Below are 25,140 nucleotides of genomic sequence, written 5' to 3'. Positions count from 1 at the left end.
TCAAAAGTAGTATTTATGGATTAATTAATTGTATATTTTTTTGGCTTATTACTCTTTTGTAATAATTTGTAAAGTTTCTCTAGATATTTGTTTTAGTAAAACTGTTTTATTTGTCTCCACTATTTGTGTTGCATTTTCATCAAAATGTCTGATAGTGTATAAAGATACGTTTTCATGGTAAGCAATCTTAAATTTTTGTTCTAATATTTCTTTTACGTCTGGGAAATTATGAAATTTATCTTCAATGCACACAGAGAAACTAATAGCCGAATTCTGAATTAAATTTACCTTTAATTTATGTTCGTGGAACAAAGCAAAAATCTCGCTAATATGTTCTTCCATTATAAACGAAAAATCTAAAGAAGAAAGGGATAGTAATAATTGATTTTTCTTAATTATATAACAGGGTAACTGCGGTTCTAAATCTGCTCCTTTGGAAACACTTGTACCTGGTAAAAGAGGATTAATAAATGATTTTACAAATAAAGGAATTTCTTTATTTTGTAACGGTTGTAATGTTTTCGGATGAATTACACTTGCACCATAAAAAGCTAATTCAATAGCTTCTCTATATGAAATTTGGTTCAAAAGTGCTGTTTCTTCAAAATAACGTGGGTCAGCATTTAAAACTCCGGGTACATCTTTCCAAATTGTTACACTTTCTGCATTAAGGCAGTAAGCAAAAATAGCAGCGGTATAATCTGAACCTTCACGTCCTAAAGTAGTAGTGAAATTATTAGAATCCGATCCTAAAAAACCTTGTGTGATGTATAATTCGTTTTTTTCAATTTTTTTATTAATCAAGTTTTGTGTTTGTTCCCAATTCACATTTGCATCACGATATGTGGTGTCGGTCTTAATGAAATTGCGAACATCAAGCCATGTGTTTTTAATACCTTTTTCGTTTAGGTAATAGCTTACAATTGAAGTTGAAATAATCTCTCCGTAACTTACAATTTGATCGTATACAAAATTATAATTTGGTGATTTATTGCTTCTTAAAAAGTATTCCAAATCATCAAAATGGGCATTAACAGTAAAGAATGCTTCATGATCTTCATCTTCAAAAAGATCATGTAAAATTTGGTTATGGTATTTACGAACTTCCTGTACGGATGTGTTTAATTGATTCGATTTTTCGAAATAATTTTTAATAATTTCTTCTAAAGCATTGGTCGTTTTTCCCATAGCAGAAACTACTATCAACGTATCATTGTAGCCTACTTTTTCTAAAACTGAAGTTACATTTTTTACACCATCTGCATCTTTAACAGATGCACCTCCAAATTTGAAAATTTTCATACTAATTAACTATTGTTCGTGTTATTATATTTGTTTTTTAAACTTGAAATGAAATTTGAAATTCCTTTCTCATTCATTTGTACTACTTTCCAATCTTTTAATACTGTTGCACCACTCTTTTCATAGAATTGGATTGCATGGATATTCCAATCTAAAACATTCCATTCTATTCTTTTTACACCTTCTTTATAACCTTGTTTAATAATTTCAGAATATAATGCAAAACCTGCACCTGTTCCTCTTTTATCTTTTTTTACCACTAAATCTTCAAGATGAATTGTTTTTCCTTTCCATGTAGAATAGCGATAGTAGTACAAAGCCACACCAATTATTTCATTGTCTTGCTCAGCTACAAAAGTTTGGAATAATGGCTTATCGGAAAAGCCATCTCGTTCTAAATCTGAAACAGTAACTTCAACTGCATTTGGTTCATTTTCAAATTCAGCTAATTCTTTTATTAATGCTAAAACAGTTGGCATATCTTCAATGGTGCCTTTTCGAATAATCATTTTTATAATTTTGAGCTAAATTACCATACTTTATTTATACAGCAAAAGATTAATTAGGTTATTTAAATGACAAAATTAAACATTATTTTATATTTTTTTAAAAAAATATAATTTTGTAACAAAGTTTTATATTTATGCTGTCTTAAATAAATCAAGACAGTATTCTTATTAATCAACTTAACTATATACAAATAGCTTTTAAAAAATTAAAGCTAAATAATACATGTTAATTATATTTCAGGATAGTAAGTACATAAATGTCCTGGTGTTCCATAAGGGTAACAAATACCATTTGAACAACATTCGTTTGCACCGCATCCTGTATTTGGTAAACTTAAATTACAAGCTCTTCTTCCTCCGTTTACCGCTTTTTGCTCATTCTTTGATAACACTTGAGCTCCTTTTAGGTTTAAAATTGATTTTTTCATGTTAGTCTACTAAATCGATTAATATTGGCTCACAAGTATTTGGATCAGGAACAGAACAACACCATGCCCCTTTAAGATATGGATATGAAGAATTGCAGCTCCCACCTAATTGAGACTTGCTTTTACAACAAATTGCCATACCTTGTGTAATACCTCCATTAATTTTCTTTTGCTCATTTTTTGACAAAGATTGAGCTCCTGTTAAATTTAAAATTGATTTTTTCATAATTTAAAATATTATAATTTGTTTATTTCTACATCTATTTTAAGTCTAATGTAGTTGGCCGACTATCGTTGCAACAATATCTTATACAAGAACTAATTCTTGTTTCTCTTCTATTTCTGATAAAAAATATTTCAACTCCCCTAATTCATATTCGCTAGGATACAAATTCCCATTCACAATCTTTACAGGTGTATAATTAAATTCATTCTCCAAGCACCATTCATATTGTTCTCTTAAATCATTTTCAACCGACATATCTAATGGTTCTTGCCATTTATCTGTCCATTCTTTTAATGTCATCCGCTTTATATGCCAATCTTCTAATGCTTCTAACACTTTTTGCTCATTATTCTTATTTATCTGAAGTAAACTTTTAGCTACTACTAAATAAGGATTGTCTGCATTAGAAATATTTAAATTAAAAAACAAATGCAAGTTTACTTTGTCAGGAAATTGTCGCATTAGACTAAGTCCTTCTGAAAAAGCAGTATGACAATGTCCACAACTAGGACTAAGTATTAAATCTACAGTAACAGGTGCTGAGGATTTACCTAATCTTATTTTTTCTAATCCTCTAAATCTATCTAATAAATCCACTGGTTTCTCTAAGGATGAAAAAATTGAAAAATTACGCTTAAATTTCAATAACTTTAAATTCTCTTGCTCTAACGTTACTTTTTTAAACAATACAGGTTTAATGGCAAACCAAATTGGTAAAACTATTACAAAGGCTTGCAGCAACGATTTATAATTAAAATTAAAATCTAATGTATAAATCATAAAAAAAATCGATTGAATAACTAGCAAACTAGAAATACCTAGACATAAAACACACCACTTATTTAATTTGATTTTTTGCAACCAAATAGAATACCCAACTATTGGTAAAGATAAAAGACTAATTAAATTTAATATAGGATATGCTCCTGGCGAAAAATGTAAAAACAACAAACTACTTCCAAAAAAAACAAGAGGTAAATCTGAAAAATCCAACCAAGAAGCAATGCGAGCACTATCCGATTTTAAAACCGATTCACAAGAAGTATTACTACTAAACGTACATATTTTTGAAACTACTCCTTCCGTTTTATTTAACTTCTCATCTATAATAATGATACTTAAAAATAACCCTACCGAATTAACTACTAAACTCAAAAACGATAAAAAATTATAAAATGGGTATTGCAATGCTAAAACTAGCAATAGAATTAAAAAACAGATAACATATTTATTACTAGTTACCTTCTTACTACTACTTACAACCTCATTGGGCTCTATCGCTACAACTATACCATTCCATTGCAATAAAAATTCATCTGTAGAAAGTTTCTTCTTCCCTTCTTTCTCTTTTTCTATCATTATAGACGAATCCTTTTTGTTTACCAAAACTATATCATCAGCAAATACGGCTAAAAAATTATCTGGTAACGCTGTAAATTGTTCCTTAGGAACCTGTGCGGCTACATTCTCTATTTGCAATAAATCTAATGAATCTGTTATTGCATATAAACTAGGATAATTCGGATGAGATAAATACAGATTTTCAAAACTAGTTCGCTCATTATTATAATTATTAATTTCTAAAAAATTTTCAATTAAATATTGCATACATTCTTTTGTTTGTTGAGACAAATATGTAACAAATAAGAAGGTAAAAAAAAGGCAATTCATTACAATTTATAAATTATAATACAGATAATTTATAAATTGTAAGTCTTAAACACAAAGCACAATATATTTAAAATCAGCTATTTAAACAAAATAAAACACCTTTAATCCTATGTAATAAAAAACAACAGTTCGTAGTACAATTAATTTATTACATTTGAGAAAACAATTTAATTACTGTATATATTATGAAAAAAACAAATGTGAAAAATGTAGTCGATTTTGAAAAATTTCAATTAAACAGCAAATCAAAAAAACATATTATAGGGGGAATTGATCCAAATAGACCAACAGCTCCTGTCCTTTTAGACGATGAATTCATAGAAGACCCAACAGATCCAACTTGGGCTGGTCCAGGTAGTGGTACTACTTCATCTTCTATAACTTTTAGTACGCTTACAAACGATAATGATGACACAGTTAATTTACCAAGTAGTCCATCTAATTAAAATCTTCATCCTCTAATTTTTTAGCAAATTGAACAGGACTTAGTCCTGTTTTTTTGCTAAAAGACCTTGTAAAAGAGGTAGCATTTTTATAACCAACACTTTCAGCAATTGCTTGAGTAGAATATTTCCTATATTTAGAATTAGTAATCATTTCATTAACCACATAATTAATTTTCAACTCGTTAGCATATTCACTAAAAGTCTTACTGAAATTTTTATTTACAATATAAGATAAATAAGTCGTATTTGTTTTTATTTTTTTTGCTACATATTGAAGCGTAAAATCTTGATTCAAAAAGATTAATTTATCTTCAATGTTTTTAAGACTATTTAGTATTTCTTTCTCTTTTTGTTCATCAATATTTATTGTCATATTTGAAGATACCGCTTCCTGATCATGATAAGTCAGAATCTCTTTTTCAACGTTTTGGATAAAATCCTCCTTTTGCTTAAGTTGATTCTTAAAATTCTCAATAATACTTTTATATTTTGCATTACTTTTTTTCTTTTCAATACTGTTTCTAATGAGTAATACCAATAATAAAAATACAATTACTCCAGCTGATAAATATAAAACGTTTCGCCAAAATATTTTTGCTTGATATCTTTTCTGTAAGAGAGTAATTTCTTCTTTTAATTCTAAATTATTTTGTATGGAATTAATTTTAACACTTTCTTCATTAATTTTAAATTCGTTTTTTTCAAAATTTTTTAAATAGATTTCTGTATGCTTTAATGTATTATCATAATCATTTAAAAACTCATAAATCTTTGACTGATAATAATTTGAATTAACGAAATTATATTTATCAATATCATGTACTACGTGTAAGGAGTCATATTTTTGGAAATAAGTTAGAGCTCTCTTATATTTTTTTTCCCAATAATAAAAATTTCCTAAATTATACAACCCAATAGCATAATCATAAGTTAAACCATGTTCAAATGATTCTGATACTATATTTTGATAATTTTTTTCTGCTTCTTCAAAATTTTCTTGGTGATAATAAACATTGGCAAGGTTGTTTTGAGCTTTAATTTTATTTGTGATGAGATTTTTTGAATACAAAATTGTCTTATTATAATAATATGTAGCCGAATCTAGATACGATTTATTTGTTTCATAATCTTGTTTAAAGCTGTATTCATAATATCGACCTAATGACAAATAAATATTACTTTTATTTAATTTATATTGTTCTGAGCTATAAAGATTTTTATTTTTTTCAACCAAATATTCAGAATACTTGGCTTTATTAATCGCAGTTTTATAATTACCAATTTCTCCATTAATCAATGCAATATTAGTATTAAACTTAACTGCCTGAACTATATCACCTACGCTAATCGATAATTTTTCACCTTCCAATAGTTTTAATAATGCTGCATTTAAATCACCTTTTTGTATATCACAGATTCCTTGATAATTTAAAATGTATGCTTTTGTCTTTACTTGTTCTTTAGAATATGGAAGTGAATTTATTAGTGAAATCGCTTTTTCAAATTGTTTAATTGATGCTATACTATCTCCTTTTATCTTTAATAAATAGGCTTGTGCTCCTTTAGAAAAAGCTTTATGAATTTGATTATTTGACTGACCAATTTTGATAGCAACCGCAAATGCACTATCAATATTAGTAGCCGTTTGTATTCTTAATTCATCTTGCAGTTTCTCATACTCATCAGGTAACAATTGTATTTCTTGTGTATAACCAGTAAGAGAAAATAAAAAAACAATACAAGTGAATACGTATTTCATAAGAATCAAATTAAACCTCAAAGGTATAATTTAATTTGTTAATTAATTTTTAAAAAGATAGCCCAAAAATTCATATTTCTGAGCTATACAAACTATTTATATATTTGAGATTTATATCTAATTTAACAATATCTACTTCTATTGGATTACAAATAAGATAAAAACATACTAATGGAATATTGCTTTTATTTAGTACTAAAAGTACAATTAAACAAATCATAGTTAAAATTCAGGAATGTATTATTGTTGTTTATTCTGCTCTCTTGAATAAGATTAAATTCCTGTGTAAATTAAAATTGATTTTTTCATAATTTAAAATATTATAATTTGTTTATTTCTACATCTATTTTAAGTCTAATGTAGTTGGCCGACTATCGTTGCAACAATATCTTATACAAGAACTAATTCTTGTTTCTCTTCTATTTCTGATAAAAAATATTTCAACTCCCCTAATTCATATTCGCTAGGATACAAATTCCCATTCACAATCTTTACAGGTGTATAATTAAATTCATTCTCCAAGCACCATTCATATTGTTCTCTTAAATCATTTTCAACCGACATATCTAATGGTTCTTGCCATTTATCTGTCCATTCTTTTAATGTCATCCGCTTTATATGCCAATCTTCTAATGCTTCTAACACTTTTTGCTCATTATTCTTATTTATCTGAAGTAAACTTTTAGCTACTACTAAATAAGGATTGTCTGCATTAGAAATATTTAAATTAAAAAACAAATGCAAGTTTACTTTGTCAGGAAATTGTCGCATTAGACTAAGTCCTTCTGAAAAAGCAGTATGACAATGTCCACAACTAGGACTAAGTATTAAATCTACAGTAACAGGTGCTGAGGATTTACCTAATCTTATTTTTTCTAATCCTCTAAATCTATCTAATAAATCCACTGGTTTCTCTAAGGATGAAAAAATTGAAAAATTACGCTTAAATTTCAATAACTTTAAATTCTCTTGCTCTAACGTTACTTTTTTAAACAATACAGGTTTAATGGCAAACCAAATTGGTAAAACTATTACAAAGGCTTGCAGCAACGATTTATAATTAAAATTAAAATCTAATGTATAAATCATAAAAAAAATCGATTGAATAACTAGCAAACTAGAAATACCTAGACATAAAACACACCACTTATTTAATTTGATTTTTTGCAACCAAATAGAATACCCAACTATTGGTAAAGATAAAAGACTAATTAAATTTAATATAGGATATGCTCCTGGCGAAAAATGTAAAAACAACAAACTACTTCCAAAAAAAACAAGAGGTAAATCTGAAAAATCCAACCAAGAAGCAATGCGAGCACTATCCGATTTTAAAACCGATTCACAAGAAGTATTACTACTAAACGTACATATTTTTGAAACTACTCCTTCCGTTTTATTTAACTTCTCATCTATAATAATGATACTTAAAAATAACCCTACCGAATTAACTACTAAACTCAAAAACGATAAAAAATTATAAAATGGGTATTGCAATGCTAAAACTAGCAATAGAATTAAAAAACAGATAACATATTTATTACTAGTTACCTTCTTACTACTACTTACAACCTCATTGGGCTCTATCGCTACAACTATACCATTCCATTGCAATAAAAATTCATCTGTAGAAAGTTTCTTCTTCCCTTCTTTCTCTTTTTCTATCATTATAGACGAATCCTTTTTGTTTACCAAAACTATATCATCAGCAAATACGGCTAAAAAATTATCTGGTAACGCTGTAAATTGTTCCTTAGGAACCTGTGCGGCTACATTCTCTATTTGCAATAAATCTAATGAATCTGTTATTGCATATAAACTAGGATAATTCGGATGAGATAAATACAGATTTTCAAAATCATCACTTACTGAGAGATAATTATTGATTTTTAAGAATTTTTGTACAATAGAAATCATATATATAATTAAAAAAAGGATAATACCTTTTAAACGAAAATTATCCTTATTTATTTGTTTTTAGAAAAGTTTACATAAAAATTATATCCTACATGGATCTGCACATGCTAAACTATAATATTTACATTGGTTTGTCATAGGATCAATACAATCTTTTAATTGTCCTTTAATTACTCTTTGTTGCTTTTTTGACAAAATAGTAACTCCTATCAAATTTAAAATGGATTTTTTCATAAGAATAGTGTTTAAGTGACTCACTTTCATTAATGAATCTATTCACACAATAATAGTAAATAAAAATAATTTTACTTTACAAGAAAACTACCAAAAATGTTAAATTCAAAAATCCCAGTTACTATATTCTTTAGTAGCTTCAAGTCTATTTTCTACAGCATCATCGAGAGAGGGAAAAAAATCGATACCTGTTAATTTTTCAATTTCATCAACTGTGGTAATAAAACTATATAAAGGCTTATTAGAATCTTCATGTGGTAATAAAAAACCAATCATCTTAGTATGATCTTTAGATAATAAAACCTTATAAAAATAGTTAGGTACTGCCACACTTTCGTATCCAATTGTCTTCAAATTATCATTTAAAACACCTCCAGTAATTACATATAGACTATCTTGTCTTTTGGCCCAATAACGTATCTTCTGTTCTAATCTATTCCATATTCCAGCATTAAAATCATTTTTTTGAGGTGAAATATTTGAAGTTATAAATGTTTCTTTAAAATCTTCATAAGAATGGGTTCTATCACCTGCTGGACATAAATGCCCTTTATTATAACCCGATTTTTTATAATTTCTCCAATCTGCTGCACCAGTAATAATCTCTTCATCAATTTCAAAAAAAGGTCTTTTATAATTATTTTCCATAATATCAGATGACTTTAAAACATAGGCTACCCATTCCGCTTGTTCATATTCTTCAGAATAAGACAAAGTATAAGTATGTTTTTTATAGACAGCACCTGTAGTATTTGTCGGTAAATAATTAAATTCTTTATTTGAAATCCCATTATCTTCACTTAAAATCTCTGGCAATTTGCTTACGTCAGTAATTTGCTTGCATGAATAAAAAACAAAAATGTTTAATATACAAATCAAAACTCTCATCTTATACATATATTAGGCTTTTAATTATCTTTGCATAGATAAAATTAAATAAAAAGAAATGAAAACCAAATCACTACTAATTGTTCTCTTATTATTAGGAATACAACATGTTTTTTCTCAAGAAGTTAAAGACTCTATATCTGTAGCAAAAATAAAGACGGAAAAAGAGTTAGAAATAGAAAAAGCGCAACTTAAGGCAGAAAAAGATAGATTAAAAGCAGAAGAAAAGGCAAAAAAAGAACTCGAAAAAGCAGAAAGAGATAGAGAAAAAATTGAAAAAGAAAAGGAAAAAGCCGAAAAGGAAAGGGAAAAAGCTGAAAAAGAAAGAAAAAAATCAGAGAAAAAGAGAGAAAAAAAAGAAAAAGAAATAGAGAAAGCAAAAGAAAAAAGAGAAGATGCAAAAAAGGATGTGGAAAAAATCAAAAATAAAATAGCAGGCCAAAAGAAAGACATCGAAAAAGAAAGATTGAAGTTTGAAAAAGATCAGATGAAAGGAAAACTAAGTCCAAATGACGAATTAAAAAGAAAAGAGAAAATTTTAAAAAAAGAAGAAAACTTACGCAAACAACAATCCAATTTAGATAAAGCGGAAAAAAAATTATCAAAATTAAACTAATCCAATCCAAAAATTCAATATAACAAAATCAAACCGTTTTAAAATAAAAGTGAAAATTACGCTACAATTTTAAATAAAAAAACCAGCAAAAATGCTGGTTTTTTTATGATAATGATAATTTTAAAAATTATGCTTCAAAAGGAACTATTGAAACATAAGATTTATTATCTTTTTTCTTTTGAAATTGTACAACACCATCAACTTTAGCATGTAAAGTATGATCTTTACCCATGTAAACATTTTCACCTGGATTGTGTTTAGAACCTCTTTGTCTAACAATGATGTTACCAGCAATTGCCGCTTGACCACCATAAATCTTAACACCTAAACGTTTCGATTCTGATTCTCTACCATTCTTAGAACTACCGACACCTTTCTTGTGAGCCATGACGTTATAAGTTTTATAAATTAATATTAAAATTAAACAGCTTTACCTCCGTTTAATTCGTCTTGTAATTTTTGTAATTCATCCCATTTTTCATCAGCAGCTAACTGTGCTTGTTGTGCCCATGTAGTAGGATCTAAATGTTGAACTTTAGCTTCAGCTGCATCTAAAATTTCTTTAACTTTATCTGCTTTTGTTTTAGCTAGTTTAGCAAAAGTATCAATACCTGCAGCCACTAATACATCAGCAGCTTTTGGTCCAATACCTTCAATTTTTTTTAAATCATCAGCCTTTTTTGAAGCTTTTGCTTTTGGAGCAGCTTTTTCAGCTACAGGTGCATCAGCTACTTTTTCAGCTTTTGGAGCAGTTTCTTTTTTAGGAGCTGCTTTTTTACTTCCAGAAGCTACAATTCCCTCAATAATGATTTGAGTTAATGATTGTCTGTGACCATTTTTCTTTTTAAATCCTTTTCTTCTTTTCTTTTTGAAAACGATTACTTTGTCACCTTTAAGGTGTTTTAAGACTTTTGCCTCAACAGAAGCTCCATCTATAGCTGGGGCGCCTAGAGTTACAGTACCATTATCGTCTAATAAAAGAACTTTGTCAAAAGAAACTTTGTTTCCTTCTTCTTCTCCTAAACGGTGTACATAAACCTTTTGGTCTTTGCTTACTTTAAATTGTTGCCCTGCTATCTCTACGATTGCATACATACGAATATGAATTTAGTTAATTTTTCAAGTGTGCAAATATACAACAATTTATCATTCAACCAACAAGTGATTGTTTTTTTTTGATCTTGTTCCATAAAGAAATTTATTTTTATCAAAAAGTGTAACATTATTCATCAAATAACGACACATTGAAAAAATAACTCAAATATTAACATATGAAAAAATCTTTAATGGCTTTGAGTACTGCACTTCTTATAGGTGGGTCGACATATGCCCAAAAAGTAACATTTGATGAATATGATTTAGATAACGGACTTCACGTTGTACTTCATCAAGACAATTCTGCTCCAGTAGTTATTACATCTGTTATGTATCACGTAGGAGCTAAAGATGAACAACCTAATCGTACAGGATTTGCTCATTTTTTTGAACATTTATTATTTGAAGGAACTAAAAATATAGAACGTGGTGAGTGGTTTAAATTAGTTACTGCAAATGGCGGTAATAATAATGCCAACACAACTGACGATAGAACATACTATTACGAGGTTTTTCCTTCAAACAATTTAGAATTAGCCTTATGGATGGAATCTGAAAGATTAATGCACCCAGTTATTAATCAGATTGGAGTAGACACACAAAATGAAGTAGTAAAAGAAGAAAAGCGTTTACGTGTTGACAATCAGCCTTATGGAAATATTTTTAAAGCAGTAAAAGAAAATATGTTTAAGGTTCACCCATATCGATGGACTACCATTGGAGAAATGGAACATTTAGATGCTGCAACACTTGAAGAATTTCAAGCATTTAATAAAAAATTCTATATTCCAAACAATGCAGTTCTTGTAGTTGCTGGTCAATTTGACAAAGAAAATGCAAAAAAATGGATTAAAGAATATTTTGGTCCAATCAAAAAAGGACCTGCAGTAGAACGTAAAACTTACACAGAAGAACCTATTACTAAAGAATTCAGAACAACTTGGGAAGACCCTAATGTTCAGTTACCAATGGTATTAGCTACTTACAGAACTCCATCCATGAAAACTCGCGATGCTAGAGTGTTAGACATGATTTCATCTTATTTATCTGATGGGAAAAGTTCAAAATTATACAAAAAATTAGTTGATGACAAAAAAATGGCTTTACAAGTTGGAGCTTTCAATAATAGTCAAGAAGATTATGGAATGTATTTAATTTACGGAATTCCAATGCAAGGCAAAACTTCAGATGATCTAATTAAAGAAATTGATGAAGAAATTGTAAAAGTTCAAACTGATTTAATTTCCGAAAAAGATTATCAAAAATTACAAAATAAATTCGAAAACCAATATGTAAATAGCAATGCTAGTGTAGAAGGAATCGCAAGCAGTTTAGCAACATACTATTTATTATATGGCGACATCAACTTGATAAATACCGAAATTGACATTTATCGTTCAATTACCAGAGAAGAAATTAGAGAGGTAGCTAAAAAATATTTAAATCCAAATCAAAGAATGATTTTAGATTATATTCCAGCTAAAGACAAAACTCAAAACTAATATTGAAGATGAAAAAAATACTATATATTGCAGCAAGTTTGTTTTTAACAATTACTATGCAAGCACAAGACAGACCACAACCTAAACCAGGACCAGCTCCAAGTATTAATATTAAAAAACCTGAAAGTTTTACTTTAAAAAATGGGTTGAAAGTATTAATTGTGGAAAATCACAAATTACCAAGAGTTTCCTACACATTAACATTAGATAATACACCTTATGCAGAAGGAAACAAAAAAGGATTATCTAACATTGTAAGTTCAATGATTGGCAATGGTACTACAACTACCTCTAAAGATGCATTTAATGAAGAAATTGATTTCTTAGGTGCAGATATTAATTTTTGGAATGAGGGGGCTTCTGCAAATGGTCTTTCAAGATATTCGAAAAGATTATTAGAATTAATGGCAGACGGTGCTTTAAATCCAATATTTGTACAAGAAGAATTCGACAAAGAAGTAGCAAAAGCCATTGAGGGTTTAAAAGCGGATGAAAAAAGTGTTACTTCTATTGCAAGAAGAGTGGAAGGTGCTCTAACATATGGAAAAAATCATTATAATGGGGAATATGTTACTGAAGAAACTTTAAAAAACATTACTCTTGATGATGTTAAATTAAATTACAACACTTATTTCGTACCCGGAAATGCTTATTTAGTAATCGTAGGTGATGTTAATGTAAAAGAAACTAAAAAAGAAGTTGAAAAGTTATTTGGAAAATGGAAAAAAGCTACGGCTCCAGCACTAACTTACTCTGACCCAGTTGACGTTCAATACAACCAAATCAATTTTATTGATGCTCCAAATGCAGTACAATCGGAAGTGGCTGTGGTTAATTTGTCAAAATTAAAAATGACAGATAAAGATTATTTTGCTGCCATTTTAGCCAATCAAATCTTAGGCGGAGGCGGTGAAGGAAGATTATTCCTAAATTTACGTGAAAAACATGGATGGACTTATGGATCTTATTCTAGTTTAGGTTCTGGAAAATATATCAATAAATTTCGTTCAGGTGCAGCTGTCAGAAATGCAGTTACTGACAGTGCCGTTGTTGAAATTTTCAACGAATTAAAAAGAATTAGAACAGAACTAGTTTCTGACGAAGAATTGCGTAATGCAAAAGCGAAATATGTAGGTAATTTTGTAATGCAAATTGAAAAACCAACTACTATTGCTAGGTATGCATTAAACAAAGAAACACAAGGATTGCCAGATGATTTTTATGAAAACTATATTAAAAACATTAATGCAGTTACAGCAGAAGATATTAAAAATGCAGCACAAAAATATTTTTTAGCTGACAATTCTAGAGTTGTAATTGTAGGTAAAGCAGCTGATGTTCTTCCTTCATTAGAAGCAATGAGCAAAAAAGAAAAACTCCCTATTTTATACTTTGATAAATTTGGCAATAAAGCAGACAAACCTGTAGTTAAAAAAGAAATTCCAGCAGGTGTAACTACACAATCTGTATTAAAAAAATATTTAGATGCAATTGGTGGTGAAAAAGCATTAAAGGATGTTAAGACAACAGCTATGTTTGCTTCTGGAACTATTCAAGGTCAGCCATTAACTTTAACAATAAAAAGATCAATTGGCAATAAAATGTCATTTGTTATTTCGGGTATGGGTATGGATTTAGGCGGAGTAAAGACTAATGGTATAAAAGCAAGAGAAATTCAACAGGGTCAATCAAGAGAAATAACGGATGCAGAAAAACTAAAAAAAATCACTGAATCTGCTTCACCTTTTATCGAACTTGATTTATTAAAAAACAATTCTCTTGAAATTTTAATTGAAAACATTAAAGGTAGTGATGCGTATGGTATCAAAAAAGATAAAACAATTTATTACTATGATGCCAAAACTGGTTTTAAAGTAGCAGAAGCAACAGAATTAGAACAAAGCGGTCAAAAAATGACACAAACTACTTATTTTGAAGATTATAAAGATGTGAAAGGAATCAAATTTCCATATAAAACAATTATGAATTTTGGCATGGATTTAGAATTTACTACTTCTGAAGTTAAAATTAACGAAGGAGTTACTGATAAAGATTTTGAATAATTCTATATTTATAAAAGATCTAAAAGCTCTCAATAATTGAGAGCTTTTTTTATCAACTATTTTTTCTACTCGACAAATAAACACCCAATAGCACAATAAACGCACCGCATGCCTGTATAAAATTTAAGCTTTCATTCATAAAGAAATAACCTAACAAAATAGCTACGACTGGAATAACATAAGTAACTGATGCTGCAAAAACAGGTGAAGACAATTGAATTAATTTAAAGAATAAGATATTAGAAAGACCAGTTCCAATCATTCCTAAAACTGCTATATACCCTAAAGATGTAATCACTTTTTCCTGAGTTGCAACAGCAAAAAAATCAGAAAAATAAAGTACAACTAAAGCAGGAATAAAAATAATTAGAAAATTACCCGTACTAATCGTTAAAGGTTTTAAATCGGATAAATATTTTTTTATTAAATTCACATTTATTCCATAAAATAATGATGCCAACAATATAAATAAAGCATAAGAATAATTTTCTGTTGTATTTTCTCCTTCTCCAAATAAGACCAACAGCAAACAACCTACAAAACCAATAAATACGCCAAAAACCTGTCTCCTTTCTACACTAGTTCCAAAAAGCAACAATCCAACTATAAGCGTATTTAATGGAGTAAGTGAATTTAAAATGGAGCTTACTGAGCCGTCAATTTTTGATAAAGCCAAGGCAAACAAATAAACAGGAAAAAAAGTACCACATAATGCGGTTAAGGCAATATATTTCCATTTATGTAAAGGGATTTTTGCTATTTCTTTAAAACCAACAACTATTAAAAAAAGACCTGCAAATAAAATTCGTAAACTACCCAATTGCACAGAATTAACTCCTTTTAAACCCAATTGCATAAGTATAAAAGAGCTTCCCCAAACACACCCCAAAAAAGCCAACAAATACCATTTAGTATTATTATTTTCCATAAAATCTATTTTATAATTCAAAATTCACATTTTATTTTAATTTGACCATCAATTTTTCCATAAATTTGTATTAATTAACAGAATAACATTTTTAAAATTCTTAAATATGAAAAATATCAAATTATTAGCTATCATTCTATTTTCATTCACTGTATTTCTAAGTTGTAAAAAGGAAGAAGCTACTAGCGTTGAAAAAACCTCAATAGCTCCAGAAAATCTAGCAACAGCCTCTTTTACGATTGATGGGATGACCTGCCCAGAAGGATGCGCAAAAGTAATAGAAAATAAACTAGTAGGACTTGAAGGGGTAAGTGAAGTAAAAGTTGATTTTGAAAACAAAACAGCTACAATAACTTATGACAAGCAAAAACAAACTCCTGAATCATTAACTGAGACAGTTGAAAAAGTTGGTGGTGGAGATTTATATAAAGTTTCAAATATAAAATCATAAAAAGACAAGGCTTTCTTTACAGACAAAGAGAAAAAGAAAAAATCTAAGGCAAAAGAAGGCACTACTGAAAAAAAAAGAAGAAAAGAAATCATGTTGTGCTGGAAAATCTTCTTGTAGCGACAAAAAAGAAACAGGAACTCTATAAAATAAGAAATAATAAAAAAAGGAACTATCGTTCCTTTTTTTATTTCCAATTTATTGTCTCTATAATATTTTGAATATCATTTTTTACGTAATCTGCTGCTGGTAAAATCGAATCAAAATTTGGCTTTGCGTAAAAATATAAACTACCAACAATAAAATTTTTAGTACTATCTGTTACATAAAATTGAGCATTTGTTGCCGCATTACCACCTACCTCATAAAACATTCCATAAACCTTTTTCTGTTTATTAATATAAGGTTGCTCAAGAATATCATCTGCTTTAATAACATGATCATAAGTTAATTTTTGCGCATCTTTTAATAAGTCGTCAATATTATTTTCAACTGGTTTATAAGTTAAATAGATTGTAGCTTTCATCTTTGGATAATGTAATTCAAAAGAACAATTTTCATTCGACTTTACTTTAACATTATCATTTATATCAAATGTAAAAGGGCAACTCCCACTTAAAACACCATAAGTAGCTTCGGGATAATCTAATCGCAATTGTCCTTTAGGTTTTGGAATAGTATCTTCACCACAAGAAATAAAAATCATTGAAAACAACAGCAAATAAATATTTTTTTTCATCTTTTAAACTATAGTAATTTTAATTTGCTTAATTCTTCTTTTATCTACACTTTCCACTGTAAAAAGGTAAGAATTAAATGTAATTTTCTGATTTTTTTTAGGAAAATTACCAGAGATTTCTAACAAAAATCCTGCTAGTGTTTCAGCCTCTCCTTTTTTATCTTCAAACTCAGAACCATTTATATCAATAATTCTATAAAAATCCTTTAAGCTTATTTTCCCTTCAAACAAATAATTTTTATCGTCTATCTGCGTATAAATAATATTTTCATCATCAAACTCATCGCTAATGTCTCCCACTATCTCTTCTAAAATATCTTCTAAAGATACTAATCCAGAAGTTCCTCCGTATTCATCTACCACAATAGCCAAATGATTCTTCATGCCCTGAAACTCTTTCAATAAATTATCTAACCTTTTGTTTTCAGGAATAAAAAAAGGATCACGAATTAAAGATTGCCACTCGAAATCTTTTTCATCGATATAAGGAATTAAATCTTTGATAAACAAAACCCCTTCAATCTGATCTATATTTTCGTTATAAATTGGAATTCTCGAATAGCCTTTTTCAACAATTTTAGGCATAATATCTAAAAATGTTTCTTCTTTATCTAAAGCAAAGATGTCTATTCTTGGACTCATTACCTGTCTTACTTCTGTATTTCCAAAAGTAACTATGCCTTCTAAAATTTTTTGTTCCTCTTGAGTTGTTTCTGCTTGATTGGTTAATTCTAAAGCTTGAGATAATTGATCCACTGAAAAACTAGTCTTTTGTGCACTAAATTTTTTCTCTACATATAAAATGATATTACGCATTGGAATAGTAAGAGGAGAAAGTAGTTTGTCTAAAATAGAAATAGGTAAATAAATTTTTTTTGAAAAATTAACATTATTTCTATTGGCATAAATTTTTGGTAAAACTTCACCAAACAATAATATTAAAAATGTAACAACCACAACTTCAAGTATGAATCGAAGCAAATTAGAAGTTACAGATTTAAATATCTTTTCACTTATAGAAGAAAATAAAATTACTACCGCAATATTTATAAAATTATTGGCAACTAAAATAGTTGCTAATAATTTTTTTGGTTTCTCTAATAATTTAGCAATTATCAAACCTTTATTACCATCTGTTTCTGTTAAATCATCAACATCTTTTTGTGAAAGAGAAAATAGAGCAACTTCAGAGCCAGATATAAATGCGGAACAGACAAGCAAAAATAACACAGCTAATAATCCTATTAGCAGCTCAAAATCGATAGTTGTTGTAAAACTGGAAGGATCAGAATCCAAAGTAAAATATATTAATTAAACATTAAAAAGGTAAATCGTCATTATGAGAATGCTCATTTAAGCTGTCAAAATTACTATTTTTTGATGATTCAGGAGCTTCTGGTTTAAAATTTTGTTTAGTTGCTTCAGATTCTTTTTTAGTATTCAAAAAAGTAAATTCAGTAACCTGAATTTCAGTAGTATACTTTGTGCTTCCATCTTCTGCTTGCCATTGACGCGATTTGATTCTTCCTTCTATGTAAATCTTATCTCCTTTAGAAAGATATTTCTCACAGATTTCAGCCGCTTTATTCCTTACAACTATATTATGCCATTCAGTTGATGTAATTTTTTCTCCAGTCGATTTATTAATATAAATTTCATTAGTTGCTAATGGAAATCTTCCTATACAATTTCCCCCATCAAAATAATGCATTTTAATCTCATCTCCTAAATGACCTATTAAAAGGACTTTATTTAAAGTTCCATTCATGGCGTATATAAATTTTAAATCAAATATAGTACTTTTTTTGGAGTTATTATAAATAATTTGAAGCTATAAAATTATGAATTACTACTGGCATGGGTAGTTTTAGCATCTCAAATAAAGGAATTGCTTCTGGAATAACTTTGTCATATTTCAATTCAAAAAAACGTATATGTAAATGTTGATGAGATAATTTATGTATTATTTCACTTTCATTTTTTACCACTAAATAGTTTGGATTATATTTTTTTTCTATTTCTAGAATAACATCCTCAATATTTTTATTGTCTTCAAATTCCAACAACGTAAACTCATATAAATTATACCAAATACCTTTATCTTGCCTTTTTGAAATTAAAAAATTAGATTTTTTATCCCTTATAACAAGATAATTAAAATAACGATTACTAGTTTTTGTCTTCTTACTTTTTACAGGGAAATCTTTAATTTTATTATGCAAATAAGCATAGCAATTTGCGTTAAAAACACAACTTGAACAATTAGGATTCTTAGGCACACATTGCAAAGCACCAAATTCCATAATAGCCTGATTAAATATAGCTGCTTGTTTAACAGGTAAAAGGTCTTGCGCTTTTTTTTGAAATTCTTTTTTTGTACTACCTAAACTAATATCTATATCCATCCCAAAAATCCTAGACAATACTCTAAAAACATTACCGTCCACTACTGCTATAGGTTCGTTGTATGAAAAAGAAGCGATAGCAGCAGCAGTATATTCACCAATTCCTTTTAAAAGAAGCAATTCAGTATAAGATAATGGAAATATTCCATTCCATTTTTCAACTATGGTTTGAGCTGCACTATGTAGATTTCTAGCTCGTGAATAATAACCCAAACCTTGCCATAATTTCAAAACTTCCTCTTCAGAAGCATTTGCTAAATCATAAACAGTAGGAAAACGTGTAATAAATGACTCATAATAAGGTTTGCCTTGTGCTACACGCGTTTGTTGGAGGATAATTTCAGAGAGCCAAATAAAGTACGGATTTGTAGTTTTTCTCCATGGCAAATCTCTTTTGTTTTGTAAATACCAAGCTATTAAGGTTTTAGAAAAATTCATTTTTAATTATTGGGAAACAAAAATAAAAATATTAAGGCTTAAAAATTAATTAATTATGATTGATTTATTATTTTTTTAATTCATATATTTGCAAACTCAAAAAAAGAAGATAAAAATATTAATACGAAAGAAAATGACGAAAGCAGACATTGTAGCTAAAATTTCTGAAAAACTAGGTCTTGAAAAATCTGATGTTCAAGCAACTGTAGAGACTTTTATGGAAGAAGTAAAAAACTCATTGGAAACAGGTGATAATGTATATTTAAGAGGTTTTGGAAGCTTCATCATCAAGACAAGAGCTGAGAAAACTGGAAGAAACATTTCAAAAAACACAACAATTAAAATTCCTGCTCACAATATTCCAGCATTTAAGCCTGCTAAAGTGTTTGTTGAGAGCGTAAAAACCAAAACTGAAGTAGCAGTATAAATCATTTATTAATCTAAACCAACAACGTTATGCCAAGTGGTAAAAAGAGAAAAAGACATAAGGTAGCAACTCACAAACGTAAAAAAAGAGCGAGAGCTAACCGTCACAAAAAGAAAAAGTAGTTTAAAACTACTTTTCTTTTTTTAAAGTTCTTTGAAATTAATCAGTTAAATGACTGATTATCGGGTAAAATACCTGTAAAATATTGTTTAATCCATCTGTACTATATAAGTAATTAGTAATTAGTAAACAGTAATTAGTATTTTTTCTTTAATACTTTTTATTATTTACAATTAACTACTAACTAAAAAAGTATGGATAAAAATGTACAGCGTGAACAAAGAATTAATCATTAGATCGGGTTCAGAAGCCGTAGATTTTGCCTTATTAAAAGATGGAAAACTAATTGAATTACACAAAGAAGAAGAACAGGGAACCAATTTTAGTGTAGGTGATATTTTTATTGCCAAAATAAGAAAGCCAGTTGCTGGTTTAAATGCAGCTTTTGTTAACTTAGGTTATGAAAAAGACGCTTTTCTACACTATCATGATTTAGGTCCTAATCTACCTTCCTTGATGAAATTCATTAAACTTGTAAGCGCAGGTAAACTAAAAGATTATTCACTCAAAAATTTTCCTTTTGAAGCTGAAATTGATAAAGATGGTGTAATAACAGATATTCTCAATGCCAATCAATCAGTTTTAGTACAAGTAGTAAAAGAACCTATCTCTACCAAAGGACCCAGAATTAGTTCTGAGATTTCTTTAGCCGGTAGATATGTCGTTTTAGTTCCTTTCTCAGATCGTGTTTCAATTTCTCAAAAAATTGATTCTAAAGAAGAGAAAGACAGATTAAAAAGACTCGTTCAATCTATTAAACCAAAAGGTTTTGGAGTTATTGTGAGGACAGTAGCTGAAGGCAAAAAAGTAGCCGAAATAGACAAAGATCTACAACTTTTATTAGAAAGATGGTCTGCTATGTGTAAAAGACTACAAACCGCTCATCATCCCTCAAAAGTATTAGGAGAATTAAACAAAGCTTCTTCAATCTTAAGAGATGTTTTCAATGATACTTTTTCAAGTATTCACATAGATGATGAGGAATTATTTATTCAAACGAAGGACTATTTGCAAGAAATAGCTCCCGATAAAGTGTCTATCGTAAAACACTATCAATCAAAAGATCTTCCTCTTTTTGAGAAATATCATATTGAAAGACAAATTAAAACTTCATTTGGAAAAACTGTCTCCATGAGTAAAGGAGCCTATCTTATTATTGAGCATACTGAAGCTTTGCACGTTATTGATGTAAATAGCGGAAATCGCTCAAACAAAGCATTAAGTCAGGAAGATACTGCTTTAGAAGTAAACATGATTGCAGCAGCTGAAATAGCAAGACAATTGCGCTTACGAGATATGGGAGGAATTATTGTAGTTGATTTTATTGATATGCAAAATGCAGATAATAGAAAAAAATTATATGATTTTCTAAAAGAAGAAATGAGTGACGATAAGGCTAAACATAAAATCTTGCCTCCTAGCAAATTTGGATTAATTCAAATTACTAGACAACGAGTTAGGCCTGAAGTAAATATTAAAACAAGGGAAGAAGACCCCAATGAAGACGGGAAAATAGAAGCTCCTATTTTAATTATTGACAAAATAACGGCTGACTTAGAAAGAATTATAAAAGTCCATAAAAAGGTGGTTTTAAACACGCATCCTTTTGTGGCAGCTTACCTTGAAAAAGGTTTTCCATCAATACGTTCAAAATGGTTTTTTGAACATAAAAAATGGGTGAAAATTATACCTCGTGACGCTTACACGTACCTTGAATATCATTTCTTTGATAAACAAGGAAATCAAATTAAATAAACTAAAAACCGCCTATCTTTAAATGGGCGGTTTTTTTTATACCTGAAGTCCACTGGACTTCCTCCTCTTATTCTCAAATCTCGTGACGCTTACACGTACCTTGAATATCATTTCTTTGATAAACAAGGAAATCAAATTAAATAAACTAAAAACCGCCTATCTTTAAATGGGCGGTTTTTTTATACCTGAAGTCCACTGGACTTCCTCCTCTTATTCTCAAATCTCGTGACGCTTACACGTACCTTGAATATCATTTCTTTGATAAACAAGGAAATCAAATTAATGACTAGTCCTAAAAAATCGATACAGATTTATTAGACAAAAATAATTAAATTAAACACTTGCAAGAACGTTCTTGCAAGTGTTTTTTCTTTTATAAGTTCTCATTTTTAGATTAGATTGTTGATGCCTATTCCATAATTGAAGGTAACAAAACTTACAATCCCCGAAAAACATAGTATATTTTCTCCTTTAATTTTTATACTACCTATATCGTAAACCTTTTGAGGTAGTAAATCTGTATTAGTAACGTTTTGAGTACTTTTTACATACGTTTTTCCATTAAAATTTATTGTATCTTGAGAAACATAATGAATTATATTCTTAAATGTACTAATTCCAATATATACTGAGACTATTTTTAAATGACATGCATTCGTAAGTCTATGAACAAGATCATCAAGGTAATTTTTTCTTACAATAAAAACAAAACTTTTCGACTCAAACCTCCAAATATCATAGTAAAAATCATCTAGATTTAAATTAGTAAAAGCTTTCTTAACTAAAATTAAATCGTTTTTTTCTACTATGTCAATTTCCTTCATTAATACCTTTTCTGTATTAACGGTAAGAATTACAGGTATGCTTGCTAATTTATTTAAAGCAATTGTTTCAAGAGAAGAAAAACTATAATAATCCTTAACATTTAGTTCTTCTTTCTTTTTTTGAACTAAAATAACATCTACTTTTTCGGTATTTTCGTTTGAAAAAACTTCAATACCTAAGAATTGATTTCCGATTACTATATTTTCAATTTTAGAAAAATGCATTAGTAAATAACTGTTGGTTTTATTATAACAGATAATTTTTTCTTAGAATCTTCTCTTTTTCTAGAGCTAAAAAACCATTTAATAATAGGGATTCTTGATAATAAAGGAACACCAGAACCTGTATCATTCTTTACTTTTTCTTCTAGACCACCTAAAACTATTAAATCTTGATCTTTTACTCTAATAATAGAAGTAAATTCTCTAGAATTAATACCTGGAGGCGCATCTTTATCTACTTTTTGTCCATTAAAACTAGATTGAATGACTTTAATATCCATAGTTATTTGTCCATCTCCAGAGATTAAAGGCTTAATGGTTAAAGATAGTTCAGCATCAATAGGTTGATAATTTTTTATTTCAGATGTTTGTGGAATTTGAGATCCATAATAATTTTGATTAGTTACTACATAATACGTTGTTTCCCCAATAGAAAGAAAAGCTCTATGTCCGTTAAGAGTGGAGAGCCTTGGAGTCGATCTAATATTTACAGAACCGTTACTTTCAAGAGCTTTTAAACTTAAGTAAAAATTAGGAACTACATTCCCAATATTTAATGATCCAAATCCGTCAAATCGATTAATAATTTTATTTAAGGTTTGCGCTCCTAAATTAATATCTGCTGTAGGAAAAACGGATCCACTTGTTGTTGTTGGTTTATCGCCAATACCTGCTGAAATACCCGTTTCAATGGTCGCACTTCGACTAACTTCTAGAAGCATTACCTCAATTAAAATTACTGGGACTGGCTTGTCAATATATTTTACAAAATTTTCAAATCGGATAATATTCTCTGAAGGTCCACTAACTATAAAGCTGTTCAATTCTGTATCAATTTTTACATCAATCCCTGCAAGTATTTCTTTAGGAAAAATTTCTAAAATACTGCTTCCTGACGTAGCGTTCCCACCCGAATTGGAATATGAAGCTGTATTTCTTGAAGTATCTGTATTGGAAGTACTATTATAAGAAGAGAGCGACGATAAATTATTTGACAATCTTCCTACAGATCTTCCACTGTCTTTACTAGGATCACCTAAAATTTCAATAGATCGATGCATCAAAGCTATTGCTTTAATATTTCTAACAATTAATTGATTTTTTAGTCCAAATATATAAATGTTATCTTTTTTAGAATATGTATAATCATTAGTAAGTATTGCTTCATTACTAACTGAATTATTATTTTGAGATGAAAAAGAATTGGGATTTGCTCCGTTTGAAACACTACTTTTACTTTCAAAAATTTTATTTAATAATTCATCAAATGTAATTTGCTTCGCTTTTAAAGTAGCATTTCCTGCATTTTCTAATGGATTTGAAATAAAGACATCTAAATTTAAATCATTACCAATATCATAAATTATATTTGAAATTGGTGTATTTTCAAAATCAACTTCTAATAGTTTTTTCTCCTGATCTAGTACAACAAAATAGAAATTTGATTTTCTAGATCGAAGTGGTTTTGAAGGCTTATTTTGACCTATGCTATTCTTATCGTTTGAATTTACACTATACTCTCCTCCTAAATTATCAAATAAATAAAAATTATCTTTAGTTTTTTCTACTTCCAAATTATTTGCAAAAGCTACTTTATTTATAGCGTCATCAAAAGGCATATCTACTATATAAGCAGTTAATAATTTATTTTCTAACCCAGGTGTGAAAACAATATTTTTACCCGTTTCATTTGTAATTTTTTTAAAAACATCATATAACTTATCCTCCTTCAAATTTAAAGTCAATAAATCTTCTGACAACTTATATTTTACATCAATAACTTTTTCTTTTATTATTTCGGCAGGTTTTTGATAAGGTTTCAAAGCTAATATGTTACCTGTAAATTCTATAGTTAAATTATATTCTTTACATAAAAAAACTAATAAATCTGAAACAGTAACATCAGAAAAATTATTAACTATCATTATTTGTTCAAAAGAAGGAGCAACACTTAAATTAACTTTATGAACTTCGGAAACTGCTAATAAAAATTCTGAAAGGCTAGCTTGTTTTATATTGATGTTTACTTTTTGAGCTAACCCTGGTGAATTAGGTATTACTGCTTGTATATTATTTTGAATTTGTTGAATTCTACTATCTTGAGCCTGTAAGTGCATCGTAATAAATAGTATAATTATCCAAAGATTTTTTTTCATTAGTTAATAAAATTTTTTTTTC

At 28.6% G+C, this 25,140-nt stretch carries 25 protein-coding genes; 7 read left to right on the top strand and 18 right to left on the bottom strand.

From position 1 onward, the window contains the following. Positions 1-48: 48 nt before the first annotated feature. The 5 genes from HALO113_RS09645 to HALO113_RS09625 form a co-directional block, all read right to left on the bottom strand. Positions 49-1,302 carry an aspartate kinase gene (locus HALO113_RS09645; protein WP_159778824.1) on the bottom strand — a complete coding sequence of 418 codons (1,254 nt, stop codon included), beginning with the start codon at positions 1,300-1,302 and terminating at the stop codon, positions 49-51. A 5-nt stretch (positions 1,303-1,307) separates the two neighbouring features. Then, entirely contained in the window at positions 1,308-1,811 is a 504-nt protein-coding gene (locus HALO113_RS09640) for a GNAT family N-acetyltransferase (protein WP_159778823.1), read from the bottom strand. Between the two features lie 230 nt (positions 1,812-2,041). Then, entirely contained in the window at positions 2,042-2,239 is a 198-nt protein-coding gene (locus HALO113_RS09635; protein WP_159778822.1) for a hypothetical protein, read from the bottom strand. 1 nt (position 2,240) lies between these two features. After that, the gene (locus tag HALO113_RS09630; RefSeq protein ID WP_159778821.1) at positions 2,241-2,465 is read right to left on the bottom strand and encodes a hypothetical protein; all 225 of its coding nucleotides are present in this window, start codon (positions 2,463-2,465) and stop codon (positions 2,241-2,243) included. Positions 2,466-2,546: 81 nt separating this feature from the next. Continuing rightward, positions 2,547-4,073 carry a vitamin K epoxide reductase family protein gene (locus HALO113_RS09625; RefSeq protein WP_159778820.1) on the bottom strand — a complete coding sequence of 509 codons (1,527 nt, stop codon included), beginning with the start codon at positions 4,071-4,073 and terminating at the stop codon, positions 2,547-2,549. 248 nt (positions 4,074-4,321) lie between these two features. Here HALO113_RS09625 and HALO113_RS09620 point away from each other — a divergent pair, with 248 nt between their 5' ends. Next, positions 4,322-4,582: a hypothetical protein gene (locus HALO113_RS09620; protein WP_159778819.1), complete on the top strand. Its 261-nt coding sequence runs from the start codon at positions 4,322-4,324 to the stop codon at positions 4,580-4,582. On the opposite strand, the gene HALO113_RS09615 is transcribed toward HALO113_RS09620, so the two are convergent. The 4 genes from HALO113_RS09615 to HALO113_RS09600 all read right to left on the bottom strand — a co-directional run bounded on the left by HALO113_RS09615 (position 4,575) and on the right by HALO113_RS09600 (position 9,308). Further along, positions 4,575-6,341 (bottom strand): AraC family transcriptional regulator, encoded by a 1,767-nt coding sequence (locus HALO113_RS09615; protein ID WP_159778818.1) that lies wholly within the window; start codon positions 6,339-6,341, stop codon positions 4,575-4,577. The genes HALO113_RS09620 and HALO113_RS09615 overlap by 8 nt on opposite strands. Before the next feature lie 390 nt (positions 6,342-6,731). Next, complete coding sequence (locus HALO113_RS09610; protein ID WP_159778817.1) at positions 6,732-8,258, bottom strand: vitamin K epoxide reductase family protein; 1,527 nt, start codon at positions 8,256-8,258, stop codon at positions 6,732-6,734. A gap of 81 nt (positions 8,259-8,339) precedes the next feature. Beyond that, positions 8,340-8,492 (bottom strand): hypothetical protein, encoded by a 153-nt coding sequence (locus HALO113_RS09605; protein ID WP_201297596.1) that lies wholly within the window; start codon positions 8,490-8,492, stop codon positions 8,340-8,342. Between the two features lie 105 nt (positions 8,493-8,597). Beyond that, positions 8,598-9,308 carry a DNA/RNA non-specific endonuclease gene (locus HALO113_RS09600; RefSeq protein WP_236554647.1) on the bottom strand — a complete coding sequence of 237 codons (711 nt, stop codon included), beginning with the start codon at positions 9,306-9,308 and terminating at the stop codon, positions 8,598-8,600. Between the two features lie 130 nt (positions 9,309-9,438). On the opposite strand from HALO113_RS09600, the gene HALO113_RS09595 reads away from it, so the two are divergent. Further along, the gene (locus HALO113_RS09595) at positions 9,439-9,996 is read left to right on the top strand and encodes a hypothetical protein (protein WP_159778815.1); all 558 of its coding nucleotides are present in this window, start codon (positions 9,439-9,441) and stop codon (positions 9,994-9,996) included. Positions 9,997-10,123: 127 nt separating this feature from the next. Here the strand turns inward: HALO113_RS09595 and rpmA are convergent, their stop codons facing one another. Continuing rightward, entirely contained in the window at positions 10,124-10,384 is a 261-nt protein-coding gene (rpmA, locus tag HALO113_RS09590) for a 50S ribosomal protein L27 (RefSeq protein ID WP_140997365.1), read from the bottom strand. A 32-nt stretch (positions 10,385-10,416) separates the two neighbouring features. Continuing rightward, positions 10,417-11,091 (bottom strand): 50S ribosomal protein L21, encoded by a 675-nt coding sequence (gene rplU / locus HALO113_RS09585; RefSeq protein ID WP_159778814.1) that lies wholly within the window; start codon positions 11,089-11,091, stop codon positions 10,417-10,419. Positions 11,092-11,267: 176 nt separating this feature from the next. Here rplU and HALO113_RS09580 point away from each other — a divergent pair, with 176 nt between their 5' ends. Then, entirely contained in the window at positions 11,268-12,593 is a 1,326-nt protein-coding gene (locus HALO113_RS09580) for a pitrilysin family protein (protein WP_159778813.1), read from the top strand. A gap of 8 nt (positions 12,594-12,601) precedes the next feature. Further along, entirely contained in the window at positions 12,602-14,656 is a 2,055-nt protein-coding gene (locus HALO113_RS09575; RefSeq protein WP_159778812.1) for a pitrilysin family protein, read from the top strand. A 52-nt stretch (positions 14,657-14,708) separates the two neighbouring features. Here the strand turns inward: HALO113_RS09575 and HALO113_RS09570 are convergent, their stop codons facing one another. Continuing rightward, a complete protein-coding gene (locus HALO113_RS09570; protein ID WP_159778811.1) occupies positions 14,709-15,584 on the bottom strand; it encodes a DMT family transporter in 876 nt (291 codons plus the stop codon). 106 nt (positions 15,585-15,690) lie between these two features. Here HALO113_RS09570 and HALO113_RS09565 point away from each other — a divergent pair, with 106 nt between their 5' ends. Next, entirely contained in the window at positions 15,691-16,035 is a 345-nt protein-coding gene (locus HALO113_RS09565; protein WP_159778810.1) for a heavy-metal-associated domain-containing protein, read from the top strand. 184 nt (positions 16,036-16,219) lie between these two features. On the opposite strand, the gene gldD is transcribed toward HALO113_RS09565, so the two are convergent. From gldD to mutY, 4 genes are read right to left on the bottom strand one after another with little or no spacing between them, the layout of a single operon-like run. Next, positions 16,220-16,771 carry a gliding motility lipoprotein GldD gene (gldD, locus tag HALO113_RS09560; RefSeq protein ID WP_159778809.1) on the bottom strand — a complete coding sequence of 184 codons (552 nt, stop codon included), beginning with the start codon at positions 16,769-16,771 and terminating at the stop codon, positions 16,220-16,222. 3 nt (positions 16,772-16,774) lie between these two features. After that, on the bottom strand, positions 16,775-18,067 hold the full coding sequence (locus HALO113_RS09555; RefSeq protein WP_159778808.1) for a gliding motility-associated protein GldE: 1,293 nt from the start codon (positions 18,065-18,067) through the stop codon (positions 16,775-16,777). A 22-nt stretch (positions 18,068-18,089) separates the two neighbouring features. After that, positions 18,090-18,539, bottom strand: coding sequence for a single-stranded DNA-binding protein (locus tag HALO113_RS09550; protein WP_159778807.1), 450 nt, complete (start codon positions 18,537-18,539; stop codon positions 18,090-18,092). A gap of 46 nt (positions 18,540-18,585) precedes the next feature. Then, the gene (mutY, locus tag HALO113_RS09545; RefSeq protein ID WP_159778806.1) at positions 18,586-19,614 is read right to left on the bottom strand and encodes an A/G-specific adenine glycosylase; all 1,029 of its coding nucleotides are present in this window, start codon (positions 19,612-19,614) and stop codon (positions 18,586-18,588) included. An 88-nt stretch (positions 19,615-19,702) separates the two neighbouring features. Between mutY and HALO113_RS09540 the strand changes: the two genes are divergently transcribed. Next, positions 19,703-20,041, top strand: a complete 339-nt coding sequence (locus HALO113_RS09540; protein ID WP_255477890.1) for an HU family DNA-binding protein — start codon at positions 19,703-19,705, stop codon at positions 20,039-20,041. 333 nt (positions 20,042-20,374) lie between these two features. Then, positions 20,375-21,916: a ribonuclease E/G gene (locus HALO113_RS09535; RefSeq protein WP_159778805.1), complete on the top strand. Its 1,542-nt coding sequence runs from the start codon at positions 20,375-20,377 to the stop codon at positions 21,914-21,916. A gap of 389 nt (positions 21,917-22,305) precedes the next feature. Here HALO113_RS09535 and HALO113_RS09530 read toward each other — a convergent pair whose 3' ends face one another. Both HALO113_RS09530 and HALO113_RS09525 read right to left on the bottom strand, forming a co-directional pair. Beyond that, entirely contained in the window at positions 22,306-22,965 is a 660-nt protein-coding gene (locus HALO113_RS09530) for a hypothetical protein (protein ID WP_159778804.1), read from the bottom strand. Further along, a complete protein-coding gene (locus HALO113_RS09525; RefSeq protein WP_159778803.1) occupies positions 22,965-25,118 on the bottom strand; it encodes a type II secretion system protein GspD in 2,154 nt (717 codons plus the stop codon). The genes HALO113_RS09530 and HALO113_RS09525 overlap by 1 nt, the downstream gene beginning before the upstream one ends. Positions 25,119-25,140 lie beyond the last annotated feature (22 nt).

It is taken from the genome of Flavobacterium sp. 9AF (genome assembly GCF_902506265.1).
GTDB lineage: Bacteria > Bacteroidota > Bacteroidia > Flavobacteriales > Flavobacteriaceae > Flavobacterium.
The sequence above is the reverse complement of the archived record's forward strand: the minus strand, read 5'-3'. Positions and strand labels throughout refer to the sequence as shown.